The sequence below is a fragment of the Streptomyces sp. NPDC049970 genome (assembly GCF_040660235.1).
In the GTDB taxonomy this organism is placed as follows: domain Bacteria; phylum Actinomycetota; class Actinomycetes; order Streptomycetales; family Streptomycetaceae; genus Streptomyces.
The window spans coordinates 59,621-75,682 of the sequence record NZ_JBFALP010000023.1; the positions used below are offsets into that span (position 1 = coordinate 59,621).

The following is a 16,062-nucleotide window of genomic DNA, read 5'->3' on the forward strand; positions in this document are numbered from 1 at the left end:
CTCAGCCCTCCGTGAGGTCGCGCTGCGAGACGCGGTAGACGGCCAGGCTCACCAGCAGGCAGACCACGGTCAGCAGCAGGGCGACAGTGCTGCCGTAGCCGTAGTCGCTGTAGGTGAACGACGTCTGGAACATGTACAGGGTCAGGGGGGTGGTGCCGTTGCCGGGGCCGCCGTTGGTGAGGGCGACGACGGAGTCGAAGACCTTGAGGGTGCCGTTGACGCTGAAGATGAGTGACGACATCAGCACCGGCAGCGACAGCGGCAGCACGACGTGCCGGATCAGCCGGAGCCCCGAGGCCCCGTCCAGCCTGGCCGATTCGAGGACCTCGTCGGGGATGTCGACCAGACCGGCGAACAGCAGTACGGCGTAGAAGCCCATGGAGCGCCAGATGTCCATGCCGATCAGGACCCAGAACGCGCTTCCGGCGCTTCCGAAGAAGTCGACGGAGTCGAGCCCGACCGCGTTGAGCAGCGAGTTGACCGGGCCTGTCTGAGGTGCGACCTGGAAGAACTTCTGGAAGAGCAGGCCGACCGCGACCGTGGGCAGCACGACCGGGAAGAAGGCCAGGGTGCGGATGAGCGCGGAGGACTTCTTGAGGAAGAACACGTACAGCAGGGCCAGCAGGTAGCCGGCGACGACCTGTCCCACCGTCACGACGGCGCCGTACTCGAGGGTGAACCAGAGGGCGTTTCTCACGGCTTCGTCGGTGAACAGGCGCTGGAAGTTGTCCAGGCCGTTGCCGGTGAAGCCGTCGATGGTGTTGCCCTTGGTGAAGGAGTAGCCCAGCGACCACACCATCGGGACGAGCATGATCAGGGAATAGACGAGGAGAGCGGGACCGAGCAGGATCAGGATGGCCCTGCGGTCACCGAGGACGCGGTGCATGGGTGGTGTCCACTTCGTTTCCGTTGAAGAGACCTGCCGTGCGGGACCGGGGCGGCACACGCGGGGTGCGGGGCGTGCGCGGAGGCCGGTGGGCCGCCCCCGTCAGGTCACTGGGCGGTCAGGGCGTCCTGCACGGTCTGCATGAACTTCTGCGGGGTCATACTGCCGCTGACCAGGGATGCGGCGTTGGTCTGGCTGACCGTGGTGGCCTTCGTGCTGAACAGCGCCTCGAACCACAGCACGTTCTGCCTGGAGGCGCCGATGGTCTCCCTGACCTGCGCGGTGACCTCGTTGGCGTCCTCGAACTCCTCGTTGACCTTGAACCCGGAGATGGCGCCCTGGTCCTTCAGTACGGTGGCGCCGTAGTTCTTGGCGATACAGGCCGTCCAGTCACCGGTCCTGCCGTCGAAGGACTTCTTGGCGAGCGTGATGCCCAGGCCGACGTTCGAGGGGTACTGGTCGATCGCGCCCTTGCCGCCGGCGACAGCGGGGAAGGGCATGAAGCCCACGTTCTCGGCGCCCCCGATCTTGTTCTGCCCGGCGTCGGAGATATTGGTCAGCGCCCAGCTGCCCATGTAGAACATGGCGGCCTTGCCGCTGAGGAACTGGTTGATCGCCGTGTCGTAGTCGATGGAGCCGAGCCCCTTGCCGAAGTAGCCCTTCTTGCCCAGGGCCGCGACCTCCTCGGCGGCCTTCACGTACTCGGGGTCGGTCAGCTTCGCCTTGCCGTCGGCCACCTTCTGCAACGCGTCCGGTCCCAGACTGCGGTAGAGGTACCCGCTGATGAGGCGGGTGAGGGGCCAGCCCTGCTGACCGGAGGCGGAGAACGGCTGCACGCCCTTGCCTTCGAGCTTCGCGGACGCGGCCACCAGGGCATCCCATGTCGAGGGCTCCTGCAGGCCGTTGTCGGCGAACAGCTTCTTGTTGTAGAAGATGCCCTCGATGTTGTACTCGTACGGCAGGACCGCCAACTTGCCGTTGTAAAGGGCCTTGACCGTCGAGACGGCGGCGGGCTCGATCTGGTCCAGAACGCCGAGGTCCTTCAGCTCCTTCTCCAGGTCGGCGATCTTCCCGGACTTGTTGAGCTGGATGGTGAGCGCCGGCGCGTTACCGGCGGCGAACTGCACCGGCAGAGCGTCCTGACCGGCCAGCAGTTGGAGCTTCTGGTCGAGACTTGCCTGCGGAACCGTCTCCACCTTCAACGGCAGTGCCTCGTTCTGCGCCTTGCAGGCCCCCTTGGACAGGGTGGTCAGCACCGTCTTGACCGCGGTGTTCTCCGTGACACCGAGATAGCTGAAGTCCTTCGGCTCGGACGGGGAGTTGGCGCCGCTGCCGCCGCAGGCAGTGGCCAGCAGCGACAGGGAGGCGGCCCCGGCGGTGAACAGACTCAGGCGTGCGCGGTGGGCACGGGACATACGAGGGGACACGGAAGACTCCCAAGGAGTATGGAGAGGAAGGTGAGGGTGCGGGGCGGCACGAAGGGCGACGTTTGGGCCCTGCCACGCGGAGAACGTGTAAAACGTTCTCCACTAAGATTGGGCAACACCCTGCACCTCTGCTTACTTCTCCGTCAAGACACAGAGCTGTAACACTGTCGTGTTGCAGCGGACCTCTTGACGACGCGTGGGACCATTCGTGTAGACCGTTGCACTCATCCCCACGAGATTCGGAGCGCTGACGATGGACCGGGCTGCGACACCCAGGCAGAACAAGCGTGTAACCATCACCGACGTCGCTCGGTACGCGGGCGTGTCCACGGCCGCCGTCTCCAAGGTGATGCGCAACGCCTACGGCGTGAGCCCGGCCATGCAGGAAAGGGTCAGAGCGGCGATCGCCGAACTCGGCTACCGGCCGCATGCGGCGGCACGTGGCATGCGTGGCCGGACCTACACCATCGGCGTACTGCTGGACAACGTGCGCAACGCGTTCTTCGCCGACATCCTCGACGGCATCCAGGACGAACTCCGCGACGGCGAGTACACCGTGCTGATCGGCGCGGCGGGATTCTCGCCGGAGGAGCAGGCCAAGACCATTCGCTCCATGGTCGACCGCCAGATGGACGGCCTGATCCTCATCGCACCGGGGACTCCGCGCGACGAGGTGCTGGCGACGGCCGCGGCAACGCCCACCGTGGTCCTCGGCCATCACGACGGATCCGACGCACATGACTCCGTGGTCGACGCGGATGACGTCGGGGCCGGCCTGGTCGTCGACCGCCTGGTCTCGCTGGGCCACCGCGACATCGCCCTGGTCTCGGCCCCGGGCACCAAGGCCAACCGGTGGAAGCGCACCCCCGAGATCGTGCTGACCGCCGGATACCTCGAAGCCATGGAACGGCACGGACTCTCCGAGCACGCGCAGGTGCTGCATGCCGCGTACTCGGACGAAGGCGGGTTCAAGGCGGGAATGACCCTGCTGGCGAACGCGCACCGACCGACCGCCGTCATGACCGGCGCCGATGTAGCGGCTCTGGGGATCTACCGTGCTGCCCACGAACTCGGCCTGCGCATCCCCGAAGACGTCTCTCTCGTCGGCTACAACAACACCGCTCTCGCCGCCTTGGCCACCGTCCAGCTCACGAGCGTCGACCAGGCCGGACACACCATGGGCTCCACCGCCGCCCGCATGCTCATCGAGCGAGTGGAAGGCAGGCGGGACCGGGCCATGCGGACGACCATGACCCCACGCCTTGTGCAACGCGGCAGCACCGCAGCCCCGGGGAGCCGTTGAACCATGGCCCGGCGCGCGCCCGCAACCGCTCCCACGGTGGTCCCCGCACCGGGGCGCGGGCCGGACACAGGGACGGTTCGACCCGGCGTGGCGGCCCGCAGGACGGGTATCAAGGACGTCGCACGCGAGGCAGGTGTGTCGCTCGGCACCGTCTCGAACGTCCTCAACCGCCCGGAGATCGTTGCCGAGTCCACGCGCAGGCGCGTCCTCGACGTGATCGGCTCGATCGGTTACGTACGCACAGAAGGGGCGAGGCAGTTGCACGGCCTGGCCTCCCGTGTCATCGCAGTTCTCGGACTGGACACGGCGGGACCCGACTTCACTGCACTGGCCACCGGCGTCGAGCAGGCCGCACGCGAGGCGGACCTCGGCGTCATGGTGTTCACCGGCGCCCGTGACCTCGCGGAGGAAACCCGGCACCTCGCACTGATCACCTCGCACCAGCTCCGCGGGGCCGTCCTGATTTCCGGTGTCGGAGCAGGCCGGACAGTGGCTGCGTTCCGCCGGCACGCCGTGCCCTTCGTCATGGCCGACCAATGCCTGCCCGAACCGGCCGCATGCTCTGTGGGCGTCGATGATGTGGCCGGGGGCCACGCGGCGGTCCGTCACCTGCTCGCACAGGGACACCGCTCCGTCGTCTACGTCGGTGGCCCCGACCGGCTCGCACCGATACGGGACAGGCGCACGGGTGCGCGCAGAGCCGTCACCCGGTCCGGACACCCCTCGGCCTCCCTGCACGAGCTCTCGTGCCCGGCACTGACGGTGAGCGCGGGCAAGGACGCCGGACAACGCATCCTCGGCCTGCCGGCCCGGCCGACCGCCGTCTTCTGCGCCGACGATCTGCTCGCGCTGGGAGTGATGCAGGCTTTGTACGAGGCCGGGCTGAGGGTGCCGGACGACATCGCGCTGGTCGGCTACGACGACCTCGGTTTCGCCGCGTCCGCCGTCGTGCCGCTGACCACGGTGCGGAGGCCGGCGCTCGCCATGGGACGCCAGGCCGGCCGCCTTCTCATCGAGGACACGGCGCATGACACCGGTCACGGGCACACCCAGGTCGTCCTGCAGCCGGAACTGGTTGTACGCCGGTCCACCTTGGCCACGCCGGCACGGTGACCGGGAAGTCTCGCCTGAAGGTCCGGGGGATCGTAGTCATGGGAGGGAGGGGCAGCGGGAGCGGGCACGGCGGCACTCCAGAACGCCAGGAGGGGCGGGAGTGCCCGCGGCGCCCGGTCCGTTCGGCGAGGACGTCGGTACGCGGGCACAGTGCTGTGACACGACTATGAGGTCCCCCTCGATGGCCTGCCCAGCCCTGCCGTGATCCGGTTTTCCGATGCCTGGCATCCATTCCGTGGATGCCGCGCAATCAGCCGTGCGCCACCGCGGCCGTCAGGACGAACCAGGCCTCTCGCGTACGTCGGCCATGCGCCTGCCGACCCGGGCAGCCGTTTCACGCAACCAGATGTGTGCGGCGTCATGCGTGTGTACGGGGTGCCACCACAGCGCCTCCTGCAGCGGCACCGCTTCGTACGGCGGCTCCAGTACGCGTACGGCGGCGAGCGGCGCCAGCAGGCGGGCGAGGCGTTCCTGGATCAGGGCGATGCGCCGGGTGCCGGCGACCATCAGCGGCAGCAGCTGGAAGCTGTCGACGGACACCTCCACGCGCGGTTCGACACCGAGCATGCCGAGCTGGCGGACGGCGGGGGCGTCGTACGTGCGCTGGTAGGTGACCCACGGCAGCCGGGCCAGGTCCTGGCGGGTGAGGTGGTCCTCGACGCTCGGGTGGTCGTCGGAGACGAGGAAGACCCAGCTGTCCTGGTAGAGGTCGGTGGCGGGGAAGTCGCTGACGACTCCGTGGGGCATGAGCAGGCCGTCGGTGGTACTCAGCAGCGTGGCCGTGTCGTCGACGACGGTGGTCGGCGGCTGGGTGAAGCGCAGCCGGATGCCGGGGGCCTCCTCGTGGACGACCCGGGCGAGCTCGGTGCCGAAGACGGCGACGGCGTAGTCGGAGGCGACCAGTTTGAACTCGCGGCTCTCGCTCCCCGGGTCGAAGTCGGCCTGGCTGGCGAAGAGCCGCTCCAGCACGTCGTAGGCGGTGGAGGTGCGGTCGAGCAGCACCTGCCCGAGGGCGGTGAGTTCGTAGTGGCCGCCGACCCGGGCGAGCAGGTCGTCGTCGAAGTGGCGGCGCAGTCGGGCCAGCGCGGCGCTCATGGCCGGCTGGCTGAGCCCGACGCGCTGCCCGGCGCGCGTGACGTTGCGCTCCTCCAGCAGGGCACGCAGCGCGACGACGAGGTTGAGGTCGAGACGGGACAGATTCACGGGCTTTCCCCTTGCGATACGGCGCCGAACAGGATGAATAAATTTCATGGATGACAGGCATCCACATAATCGATTTCCATGATTGCAGGCGGCAGGTCCAGATTAGTCGGACAGCAATCAGGAGGACATGTTCGTGAAACCTGCACCCGCATCCGCGCTCTTCGCCGGACCGTTCGCCCTCGCCACGCTGTCGGTCCCCGACGGATCCGCTTTCCCCGCTCTCGTCACACCCGACGCCCGGGTACTCGATCTGCGAGCCGCTCTCGGCGACGGCCGGCTGACCGTCCGGAGCCTCCTGGAGGACTGGGAGGCGGCCCTACCCCGCCTGGAAGCACTGGCGGACGGCGGCGCAGAGCAGCGAAAGCCGCTGGCGGACTTCCGGGTGCACGCTCCCGTCGAGGCACGTCAGGTGTTCCAGTCGGGCGCGAACTACCGGCAGCACGTCATCGACCTGCACGTCGCTCACCGCGCCCCGGACGACGACCGTTCCGAGGAGGAGCGGCGCGCGGAGGCGGCGGAGATCATGGACCGGCGGGCGGCGGAGGACCTTCCGTACGTGTTCATCGGTCTGCCGAGCGCGATCACCGGCCCGTACGACGACGTGGCACTCCCCGCGTGGGCCCAGAAGCCCGACTGGGAGCTGGAGCTGGCGGCGGTCATCGGCCGTCCCGCATACCAAGTGTCCGTCGAGGAGGCGCTGGGCCACATCGCCGGCTACACGATCGCCAACGACCTGACCGACCGGGCGACCGTGTTCCGCCGGGACATGCCGCAGATCGGAACGGACTGGCTGCGCAGCAAGAACGCTCCCGGTTTCACCCCGCTCGGCCCCTGGATCGTGCCCGCCGCGTCGATCACCGACCCGGACGACCTGCAGGTGACGCTGAAACTGAACGGCGAGACCATGCAGGACGAGTCCACCAAGGACATGATCTTCGACGTCGCACGCGTGGTGTCGTACGCCTCGCAGACCGCGCGCCTGCTCCCCGGCGACCTCGTGCTGACCGGCAGTCCGGCCGGGAACGGCATGCACTGGGGTCGGCTGTTGCGCGACGGGGACGTCATGGAGGGTTCGGTCACCGGGCTCGGCGTCCAGCGCACCCGCTGTGTCGCGGAGGAATCATGACCTTGGACCGCACGAATCCCGAGGGTGAGATCGCCGCGGCTGCCAAGGCGTTCTCCAACTGGGGCCGTTGGGGCGGGGACGACGTGCTCGGCACCCTCAACTTCCTCGACGAGGCCAAGCGCCGTGAAGGCTTCGCGCTGGTCCGGCGGGGCGTCAGCTTCTCGCTCTCCCAGCGCTTCGACATGAACGGCCCTCAGAAGGGCTGGCGCCGCCGCACCAACCCCGTGCACACCATGCTGGACACCGGTACCGACGCCGTCGTCACCGGGCAGGGCTTCCCGCACGGCCTCGGCGGCGCCGACGACGTCATCGCGATGCCGCTGCAGTGCTCCACCCAGTGGGACGGGCTCGGGCACATCTTCGACCACGGCAAGGCCTGGAACGGCCGCCCGGCCGAGAAGGTCGTCACCTCCGAGGGCGACCAGGTCACTGGGATCGAGCACATGGCACAGCACGTCGCGGGGCGCGGAGTGCTGCTGGACGTCGGCCGCGTGATCGGTGAGGACGGAGAGCTGCCCGACGGCTTCGCCATCTCCGGGGAGCACCTGTCCGCCACGGCCGAGGCCCACGGCGTTGAGGTGGGGCGGGGCGACATCGTGCTGGTGCGGACCGGTCAGCTCGCCCGGGCCCGCCGCGACGGCTGGGGCGAGTACGCCGGCGGCCCGGCCCCCGGCCTGTCCTTCACCACGGCGGGCTGGCTGCACGGCACGGAGATCGCCGCGATCGCCACCGACACCTGGGGATTCGAGGTGCGGCCCAACGAGTTCGATCACGCCTTCCAACCACTGCACCAGGTCGCCATCCCCAACATGGGCCTGCTGATCGGCGAGATGTGGGACCTCGACGCCCTCGCCGAGGACTGCGCGACCGACGGCCTTTACGAGTTCGCGCTCACCGCCGCCCCGCTGCCCATCACCGGAGCGGTCGGCAGCCCGGTCAACCCGATCGCCGTCAAGTAACCCCGCCCAGGAACAAGGGAGTTCCCTCATGAGCGAAACCCGTTCGGTCCTGGTGATCGGCGGTGGCGCGGCCGGCAACGCCGTCACGGTGCTGCTGCGCAGGGCCGGCTTCGGCGTCGACCTGATCGAGGCCAAGGACGACTGGAACGCCACCGCGGGCTCCGGCATCACCCTCCAGGGCAACGCCCTGCGCGTGCTGCGCGAACTCGGGGTGTGGGAGCAGGTGGAGGCGTCCGGTTACGGTTTCGGATCGGTCGGCATCACCGCCCCCGACGGCACCGTCCTGCACGCACAGGACGACATCCGCAGCGGAGGCGACGACCTCCCCGCCACGGTCGGTATGCAGCGCCCCCGCCTCCAGCGCGTCCTCATCGACGCCGTCCGCGCGAGCGGAGCCCTTGTGCGCCTGGGGATCCGGGCCACCACCCTGGACCAGGACGACGACGGCGTCACCGTGTGCTTCACCGACGGCACGCAAGGCCGCTACGACCTGGTGATCGCCGCCGACGGCCTCGGCTCCGCCACCCGCGCCGCCCTCGGCATCACGGCGAAGCCGGAACCGACCGGCATGGCCATCTGGCGCGTTGCCGCCCCGCGTCCGGCCGGGGTGTCCCGCACGGACCTCGCCTACGGCGGCCCGGCTTACATCGCCGGGTACTGCCCCACCAGCGAGACGACGCTCTACGCCTACGTGGTCGAGGCCAACCGCGACCGCGCCTCCATCCCGCCGGAGTCGTACGCCGAGGAGATGCGCCGCCTGGCCTCCGCCTACGGCGGTTTCTGGCCGGAGATCACCGAGACGATCACTGACCCCGGAGAGGTCAACTACACCTGGTTCGACCGGATGCTGGTCGAGGGCTCCTGGCATCGCGGCCGGGTCGTCCTCGTCGGTGACGCCGCTCACTGCTGCCCGCCCACCCTCGCGCAGGGGGCGGCTCTGTCCCTGGAGGACGCCTGGGTGCTCGCTCAGATGCTGACGGGGGCCGAAGTCTGGGACGACACCCTGCTCCAGGCGTACTACCAGCGCCGTATCGCCCGCGTCCGGCCCGTCGTGGAGGCATCCGTGCAGATCGGGCAGTGGCAGCTCGACGGGGTACGCGACGCCGACGTCCCCGGGCTGATGGGCCGCACCATGACGATGCTCCGGGAGCTGCCGTGACCACGCCGACGATCGATGTCCACGCCCATGTCCTGCTCCCCCGGATCGAGGCGCTCGTCGCGGGGCTGCCCGGCCACGCGGAGGCCAGGGAACTGGACGCCCGCCGCAACGGCACCGACGCGCTCGCCGTCAGCGGCCCCATGGTCCGCGAACGGATCCCGAGGATGACCGACGCCGCCGTACGTCTCGCGGCGATGGACGCGCAGGGCGTCGACATCCAGCTCGTCAGCCCCTCCCCCTCGCACTACCACTACTGGGCCGACGAGCCGACCGCCGAGAAGGTGTACCGGACCGCCAACGAGGCGACGGCCGAGCACTGTTCGGCCTCCCCCGACCGGCTGCTCGGACTCGGCCTCGTACCGCTGCAGCATCCGGACCTGGCGGTGCACGCCCTCGACCACGCCCTGGCGCAAGGGCTGCGCGGGGTGGAGATCTCCAGCCACGCCCCGGGGCTGGAGCTGTCCGACCCGGACTACGAGCCCTTCTGGTCCCGGGCCGAGGACACGGGCGCGATCGTCTTCCTGCACCCCTTCGGGTGCACGCTCGACGAGCGCCTCGACCGGTGGTACCTGTCCAACACCGTCGGCCAGCCCACCGAGAACGCCGTCGCGCTCTCCCACCTCATCTTCTCCGGGGTCCTGGACCGGCACCCCGGCCTGAAGTTGGTCGCCGCACACGGCGGCGGCTACCTGCCCACCCACATCGGACGCTCCGACCACGCCTGGTCCGCACGCTCCGACGCCGGGGCCGGCTGTGCCCACCTGCCGAGCAGCTATCTCACGCGGCTGTACTTCGACTCGCTCGTCCACGACCCGCACGTCCTGCGCGAGCTGATCCGCGTCGCCGGGGCGGACCGTGTGCTCCTGGGCTCGGACTTCCCCTTCGACATGGGCTCCGAGGACCCGGTCGGCGCCCTGCGCGCCGCGCGGCTCACCGATTCCGACTTCCACGCCGTCCGAGGCGGCAACGCCGCCGCCCTCCTCCGGAAGGACTGACCTCATGCGCCTGCTCACCCACCTGCGCCACGTGGACCTGGCCGTACCCGACTACGACAAGCAGCTCGACTTCTACGCCGGGGTCTGGGGCCTCACCAAGGTCACCGAGGACTCCGGGATCTCCTTCCTCGCCGCCGAGGGCTCACCCGAGCAGTACGTCGTACGGCTGCGCAAGGCCGAGGAGAAGCGCCTCGACCTCGTCTCCTACGGCGCCGCGAACGCCGCCGACGTCGACACTCTCGCCGAGCGGCTCCTGGCCGACGGCGTGCGACTCATCTCACGCCCCGGCTCCGTGGACACCCCAGGCGGCGGGTACGGCTTCCGCTTCTTCGACGTCGACGGCCGCACCATCGAGGTCTCGGCAGACGTCGAGGTCCGGCAGCACAGGAAGATCGAGGAGAAGGAGGCGATCCCGGTCAAGCTCTCCCACGTCGTCCTCAACTCCCCCGACCTCAACCGCACCCGGCAGTGGTACGAGCGCCACCTCGGCTTCGCCCTCTCCGACACGCTCTCCTCGCCGCACATGGGCGAGGTCATGCACTTCATGCGGATCAGCAACCAGCACCACTCCATGGCCATCGCGCAGGGCCCGCACACCGCCCTGCACCACGTCTCCTTCGAGATGCGCGGCATCGACGAGTACATGCGCGGCTCCGGCCGCGTCATGCGGGCCGGATTCCGCAAGATCTGGGGGCCGGGCCGGCACATGGCGGGCGACAACACCTTCACGTACTTCCTCGACCCGCACGGCAACACCGTCGAGTACACCACCGAGCTGGAGAACCTCGACGAGGACACCTGGCACCCTCACGTCTACGACTTCTCCGAGCCCGAGGTCACCGACCAGTGGGGAACCGCCAACGCGATGAACGAGATCGTCGCCAAGGAGTCCTTCAACGACCCCGACCGCGGCGTCTTCGTCGCCCCGCCGGTCTAGCCGGTCGGTAACTGCCGGTCAGCCCGAGAGCCGACTCTCGGCCCCGGGAGGTGGCAGCCGTGTCCACGCCCTGGCTCACTCCAGCCGCGCCCCCGGTTCTCAGCCCGTAGTACGAAGCGGCACCCGGGGCCGCGTCACGGTGGACCACCACCTGACGCGGATCCCTGTCCGCCCCTTCCTCCTTCAGGAGCCGCACATGCGATTCGCCGCCTACGAACATCAGCACCGCCACCGCGTAGCCGTCGTGGAGGAGGAGGGCACCCTCTTCCCCCTGCCCGGTGTCAGCTCTCTCACCGCGCTCCTCAAGGAGGTCGACGGCCTGGCGGGGCTGCTCGCCGCCGGGGCCGCGGCCCTGGACGTCCCGCCTGGCCCGCACGTCTCCCAGGTACGGCTGCTTCCTCCCCTGCAGCCCTCTTCCATAAGGGACTTCGTGACGTTCGAGGAGCACGTCGAAGGCGTCCGCCGCGCCGTCGGCGGAGTCGCGGGCGTACCCGAACAGTGGTACGCGGCGCCGACCTTCTACTTCACCAACCCCCATGCGGTCTACGGCCCGCACGACGAGGTGCCGATGCCTCCCGGGTCGTCCGCGCTGGACTTCGAACTGGAGGTGGGCGCCGTCATCGGCCGCGAGGGGCGCGACCTCACCCCCGAGCGGGCCCGCGACCACATCGTCGGCTACACCGTCTTCAACGACTGGTCCGCCCGCGACCTGCAGTCCGCGGAGATGAAGGTCGGCCTCGGCCCCTGCAAGGGCAAGGACACCGCCACGACGCTCGGCCCTTACCTGGTCACCGCGGACGAACTGGATTCCCACCGGGACTCCGAGGGGATGCTGCACCTCGCGATGACGGCCGAGGTCAACGGGAAGGTGGTCGGCACGGACCTGCTCTCCCACATGAGCTGGACCTTCGAGGAGATGACCGCATACGCCTCCCGCGGCACCCGTGTCGTACCCGGGGACGTCCTCGGATCCGGCACGTGCGGCAACGGCGGCTGCCTCGCCGAACTCTGGGGCCTGCGCGGCGAGCAGACACCTCCCCCGCTGAAGCCCGGCGACACCGTCACCCTCACCGTGGCGGGCCTCGGCACCCTGACCAGCACCGTCGTCCCCGGGGTGGCGCCCATCGAGCTGCCGGCCGGCCGGCGTCGCGGCCGGGAGCGGCCGTGAACGGGGCCTACGCCCAGAGGCTTCTGGGCAAGGTCGTCGTCGTCACGGGCGCTGCCCGCGGCCAGGGTGCCGCGGAGGCCGTGGCCCTCGCCCGCGAGGGTGCCCATGTCGTCGCCACCGATGTCGAGTCCGCGGACGGTTGCCGCCGCCTCGATGTCACCTGTGAGGCGGACTGGGCGGAACTGGCGGCCGAACTGAGCGAGACGTACGGACAGGTGCACGGCCTGGTGAACAACGCGGGCATCACCTGGCGCGCCAGGATCGGCGATGTCCGGCCCGAGGACATGGCGCGGGTCCACGCGGTCAACGTGACCGGTCCGCTGCTCGGCATGCAGCACCTCGCACCGCTCATGCCCCCGGCTCGTCCATCGTGAACGTCGGCTCCTCGGCAGCGCTCACCGCCCACTACCCGGTCGCCTACACGACCAGCAAGTGGGCGTTGCGGGGGCTGTCGAAGACGGCCGCCCTGGAGCTCGGCCCGCGCGGCATCCGGGTCAACACCGTCCACCCCGGCTACATCGAGACGGAGATGACCGCGTCGGCCGCCCCCGCCTTCCGGGAGGCCAACATCCGCGAGACGCCGCTCGGCAGGACCGGGAACGTCGAGGAGGTCGCCCCGCTGGTCGTCTTCCTCCTGTCGGAGGGGTCGTCCTTCATCAGCGGTGCCGAGATAGCCGTGGACGGCGGTATGACCGCCCACGGCGGCGTCAAGTCCCTCTCCGACGCGCTGCGGCCGGAGAGCAGCGCGTGAGACGGCTCGAAACCGACGTGGCTCCGCTCTCCGGCACAGCCCCCGGGTTTCCGGCGCGAACGGCCGGGTGTCCCGGACGACGTCCTGAACACAGCCGCCTTCCTCACCTCCGAGGAGACCGCCCACGTCGCGGTGCGAATCCCGTCGTCGACGAGGGCTGACCGACGATCCCGACCGGCGTCTCCAGCCGAAAGGAAATCCACTGTGGACAAGGTGCACGGCAGCGCCGCCGAGGCGGTCGCCGACATACCGGACGGCGCCTCACTCGCCGTCGGCGGCTTCGGCCTCTCCGGCATACCCGCCGTCCTCATCGACGCCTTGCACGCACAGGGCGCAACGGCCCTCGAAGTCGTCTCCAACAACTGCGGCACCGACGGCCGTGGTCTCGGGGTACTGCTGGCCGCCGGACGCATCACCCGCGTCACCGGCTCCTACGTCGGGGAGAACAGGGAGTTCGCCCGCCAGTACCTGTCCGGCGAACTGGAGGTGGAGCTGACCCCTCAGGGCACGCTCGCCGAGCGGCTTCGCGCGGGGGGTGCGGGCATCCCCGCCTTCTACACCCCGGCCGGCGTCGGCACCCAGGTGGCCCAGGGCGGCCTGCCGTGGCGGTACGGGCCGGGGGGAGGACCGGTGGCCGTGGCCTCCCCGCCCAAGGAGACCCGGCAGTTCCACGGACGCCCCTACGTCCTGGAGCAGGGCATCACGACCGACTTCGCCCTCGTACGGGCCTGGCGCGGTGACCGGCACGGCAACCTCGTCTTCCGTCGCGCGACCGCGAACTTCAACCCGCTCGCGGCGATGGCAGGTCGTATCACCGTGGCCGAGGTCGAACAGCTCGTCGAGCCCGGCGAGCTGAGCCCCGACGAGGTCCATCTGCCGGGCATCTACGTGCAGCGGGTGGTGGAGCTGACCCCGGCCGAGGCCGCCGACAAACAGATCGAGAAAAGGACCGTCCGCGCATGAGCACCACAGGATGGAACCGCGACCAGATGGCCGCGCGCGCCGCCGCCGAACTCACCGACGGCTCATACGTCAATCTCGGCATCGGCCTCCCCACCCTCGTCCCCGGCCATCTCCCGCCGGGGGTGCACGTCGTCCTCCACTCCGAGAACGGCATTCTCGGTACCGGCCCGTACCCCACGGAGGGCGAGGTGGACCCCGACCTGATCAACGCCGGCAAGGAGACGGTCACCGTCCTGCCCGGGGCGAGTTACTTCGACTCGGCGCTCTCCTTCGGGATGATCCGCGGGGGCCACATCGACACCGCCGTGCTCGGCGCCATGCAGGTGTCGGCTCATGGAGACCTCGCGAACTGGATGATCCCCGGCAAGATGGTCAAGGGCATGGGCGGCGCCATGGACCTCGTCCACGGCGCCCGCCGTGTCATCGTCCTGATGGAGCACACCGCGAAGGACGGCACAGCGAAGATCGTTCAGGACTGCACCCTGCCGCTGACCGGCCGGAGATGCGTCCACCGCGTCATCACCGATCTCGGTGTCCTCGACGTCACCGACGAGGGCCTCGCCCTCGTCGAAACCGCTCCGGGGGTGACCGTCGAGGACATCACCGCGCTCACCGGCGCTCCCCTGCGCCTGGACAGCAGCACCGCCGTCTGCTGATCGAGACCCCGGACCGACACGCGGAGCAGCGGCTCGCGGCATGCGAGCCGCCCGGTCCGTTCGACCACCCGTTGACATCAGGGAAACACCATCGCAAACTAATCAGTACACCAATGATTGGTGTACTGATCATCTGCACCGATCTCCTTCCCCGGTGTCCTCCACTTCCTTCCGCACCAGGAGGCCGTATGTCCGTCACCCCAGAACATCTCCGTATCGCCGTGGTCGGTGGCGGCATCGGTGGACTGGCCGCGGCGTTGGCAGTCGCCCGCTCCGGACACCACGTCACCCTCGTCGAACGAGCCGCCCGGTTCGGCGAGATCGGCGCCGGCCTGCAGCTCGCCCCGAACGCCTCTGCCGCCCTTGAACGACTCGGTGTGCTCCCGGCTGTGCAGCGCACAGCGGTCGCCCCGCCGCGGCTCGTCATGATGGACGCGCTGACCGGCGACCAGGTCACGTCGCTGGACCTGCGCAGTGCGGCCTACACCGAGCGCTTCGCCCACCCCTACCTCGTCACGCACCGTACTGATCTCCACGCCGCACTGCTGGCCTCCTGCCAGGAGCACCCCTCGGTCACCCTGCGCACCGGCCACACCGTCACACACGTCGACCAGGACGGATCGGGGGCCCGGCTTCACTTCGCCGAGTCCCACGCGGCCCTGGCAGCAGACGCGGTCGTGGCCGCGGACGGCCTCCACTCCCGCCTGCGCCAGGCCCTGGTGGGCGACGGAAAGCCGGCCTGTTCCCGCTACGTGGCCTTCCGCGGGGCCCTGCCCACGCAGAAGATGACCGGCCGCATGTCGCAGCACGCGGCGTCGGAGGCCGTGATGGTGTGGGCCGGACCCCGCATGCACCTGGTGCAGTACCCCGTGCGCCGAGGCGAGCTGTACAACCAGGTCGCCGTCTTCGAGAGCGACCACTACACGCCGGACTCCGACGACTGGGGCACCGAGGCCGAACTCGAGGAACGCTTCGCCGGAACCTGCCGGACCGTGCACGACGCCCTGCCGCTCATCTCGCGCGACCGGCGCTGGCCCCTCTACGACAGGTCGCCCATCGACAACTGGGCGCACGGCCGGATCGTCCTCCTCGGCGACGCCGCCCACCCGATGCTCCAGTACCTGGCCCAAGGGGCCTGCCAGGCCCTGGAGGACGCAGTCGCCCTGGGAGAGGCCCTCGGCCGCTCCAGTGACCCCGCCGACGCCTTCACCACCTACGCCGCACAGCGCACGGAACGGGCGGCACGCATCCAGACGAACGCCCGCCGCTTCGGGGAGATCTGCCACCTGGAGGGCACGGGCGCCACCTTCCGGAACCTGTTCCTCGCATCCCGCAAGCCCGACGACTTCGACGACATCGCATGGGTGTGGACGCCGACCGCCACCGCCGGTCCCGCCCGATGAGCCCGACACCGAA

At 69.7% G+C, this 16,062-nt stretch carries 14 protein-coding genes and 1 pseudogene; 12 read left to right on the forward strand and 3 right to left on the reverse strand.

Translation table 11 applies throughout. The annotated features are described in order from the left end of the window. Window position 1: 1 nt before the first annotated feature. Together AB0I83_RS28515 and AB0I83_RS28520 are read right to left on the reverse strand one after the other, a co-directional pair. The gene (locus AB0I83_RS28515; RefSeq protein ID WP_363306680.1) at window positions 2-886 is read right to left on the reverse strand and encodes a sugar ABC transporter permease; all 885 of its coding nucleotides are present in this window, start codon (window positions 884-886) and stop codon (window positions 2-4) included. 107 nt (window positions 887-993) lie between these two features. Further along, window positions 994-2,313, reverse strand: a complete 1,320-nt coding sequence (locus tag AB0I83_RS28520; protein ID WP_363306681.1) for an extracellular solute-binding protein — start codon at window positions 2,311-2,313, stop codon at window positions 994-996. A 253-nt stretch (window positions 2,314-2,566) separates the two neighbouring features. Here AB0I83_RS28520 and AB0I83_RS28525 point away from each other — a divergent pair, with 253 nt between their 5' ends. Together AB0I83_RS28525 and AB0I83_RS28530 are read left to right on the forward strand one after the other, a co-directional pair. Continuing rightward, the gene (locus AB0I83_RS28525) at window positions 2,567-3,616 is read left to right on the forward strand and encodes a LacI family DNA-binding transcriptional regulator (RefSeq protein ID WP_363306682.1); all 1,050 of its coding nucleotides are present in this window, start codon (window positions 2,567-2,569) and stop codon (window positions 3,614-3,616) included. 87 nt (window positions 3,617-3,703) lie between these two features. Further along, window positions 3,704-4,729 (forward strand): LacI family DNA-binding transcriptional regulator, encoded by a 1,026-nt coding sequence (locus AB0I83_RS28530; RefSeq protein ID WP_363306683.1) that lies wholly within the window; start codon window positions 3,704-3,706, stop codon window positions 4,727-4,729. A gap of 273 nt (window positions 4,730-5,002) precedes the next feature. Here AB0I83_RS28530 and AB0I83_RS28535 read toward each other — a convergent pair whose 3' ends face one another. After that, window positions 5,003-5,932 carry a LysR family transcriptional regulator gene (locus AB0I83_RS28535; protein ID WP_363306684.1) on the reverse strand — a complete coding sequence of 310 codons (930 nt, stop codon included), beginning with the start codon at window positions 5,930-5,932 and terminating at the stop codon, window positions 5,003-5,005. 127 nt (window positions 5,933-6,059) lie between these two features. Here AB0I83_RS28535 and AB0I83_RS28540 point away from each other — a divergent pair, with 127 nt between their 5' ends. The 10 genes and pseudogenes from AB0I83_RS28540 (at window position 6,060) to AB0I83_RS28585 (ending at window position 16,049) form a co-directional block, all read left to right on the forward strand. Continuing rightward, window positions 6,060-7,058, forward strand: coding sequence for a fumarylacetoacetate hydrolase family protein (locus tag AB0I83_RS28540; RefSeq protein WP_363306685.1), 999 nt, complete (start codon window positions 6,060-6,062; stop codon window positions 7,056-7,058). Continuing rightward, complete coding sequence (locus AB0I83_RS28545; protein WP_363306686.1) at window positions 7,055-8,017, forward strand: cyclase family protein; 963 nt, start codon at window positions 7,055-7,057, stop codon at window positions 8,015-8,017. The genes AB0I83_RS28540 and AB0I83_RS28545 overlap by 4 nt, the downstream gene beginning before the upstream one ends. Window positions 8,018-8,045: 28 nt before the next feature. Beyond that, window positions 8,046-9,176, forward strand: coding sequence for an FAD-dependent oxidoreductase (locus AB0I83_RS28550; RefSeq protein ID WP_363306688.1), 1,131 nt, complete (start codon window positions 8,046-8,048; stop codon window positions 9,174-9,176). Further along, window positions 9,173-10,171: an amidohydrolase family protein gene (locus AB0I83_RS28555; protein WP_363306689.1), complete on the forward strand. Its 999-nt coding sequence runs from the start codon at window positions 9,173-9,175 to the stop codon at window positions 10,169-10,171. The genes AB0I83_RS28550 and AB0I83_RS28555 overlap by 4 nt, the downstream gene beginning before the upstream one ends. Window positions 10,172-10,175: 4 nt before the next feature. Next, the gene (locus AB0I83_RS28560) at window positions 10,176-11,108 is read left to right on the forward strand and encodes a VOC family protein (RefSeq protein WP_363306690.1); all 933 of its coding nucleotides are present in this window, start codon (window positions 10,176-10,178) and stop codon (window positions 11,106-11,108) included. A 196-nt stretch (window positions 11,109-11,304) separates the two neighbouring features. Next, the gene (locus AB0I83_RS28565) at window positions 11,305-12,276 is read left to right on the forward strand and encodes a fumarylacetoacetate hydrolase family protein (protein ID WP_363306691.1); all 972 of its coding nucleotides are present in this window, start codon (window positions 11,305-11,307) and stop codon (window positions 12,274-12,276) included. An 80-nt stretch (window positions 12,277-12,356) separates the two neighbouring features. Continuing rightward, window positions 12,357-13,027: pseudogene (locus AB0I83_RS28570) on the forward strand (SDR family oxidoreductase). 204 nt (window positions 13,028-13,231) lie between these two features. Continuing rightward, window positions 13,232-13,990: a CoA transferase subunit A gene (locus AB0I83_RS28575; protein ID WP_363306692.1), complete on the forward strand. Its 759-nt coding sequence runs from the start codon at window positions 13,232-13,234 to the stop codon at window positions 13,988-13,990. Next, window positions 13,987-14,646 carry a CoA transferase subunit B gene (locus AB0I83_RS28580; protein ID WP_363306693.1) on the forward strand — a complete coding sequence of 220 codons (660 nt, stop codon included), beginning with the start codon at window positions 13,987-13,989 and terminating at the stop codon, window positions 14,644-14,646. The genes AB0I83_RS28575 and AB0I83_RS28580 overlap by 4 nt, the downstream gene beginning before the upstream one ends. 188 nt (window positions 14,647-14,834) lie before the next feature. Then, window positions 14,835-16,049: an FAD-dependent monooxygenase gene (locus AB0I83_RS28585; RefSeq protein WP_363306694.1), complete on the forward strand. Its 1,215-nt coding sequence runs from the start codon at window positions 14,835-14,837 to the stop codon at window positions 16,047-16,049. The last annotated feature ends 13 nt before the right edge of the window (window positions 16,050-16,062 follow it).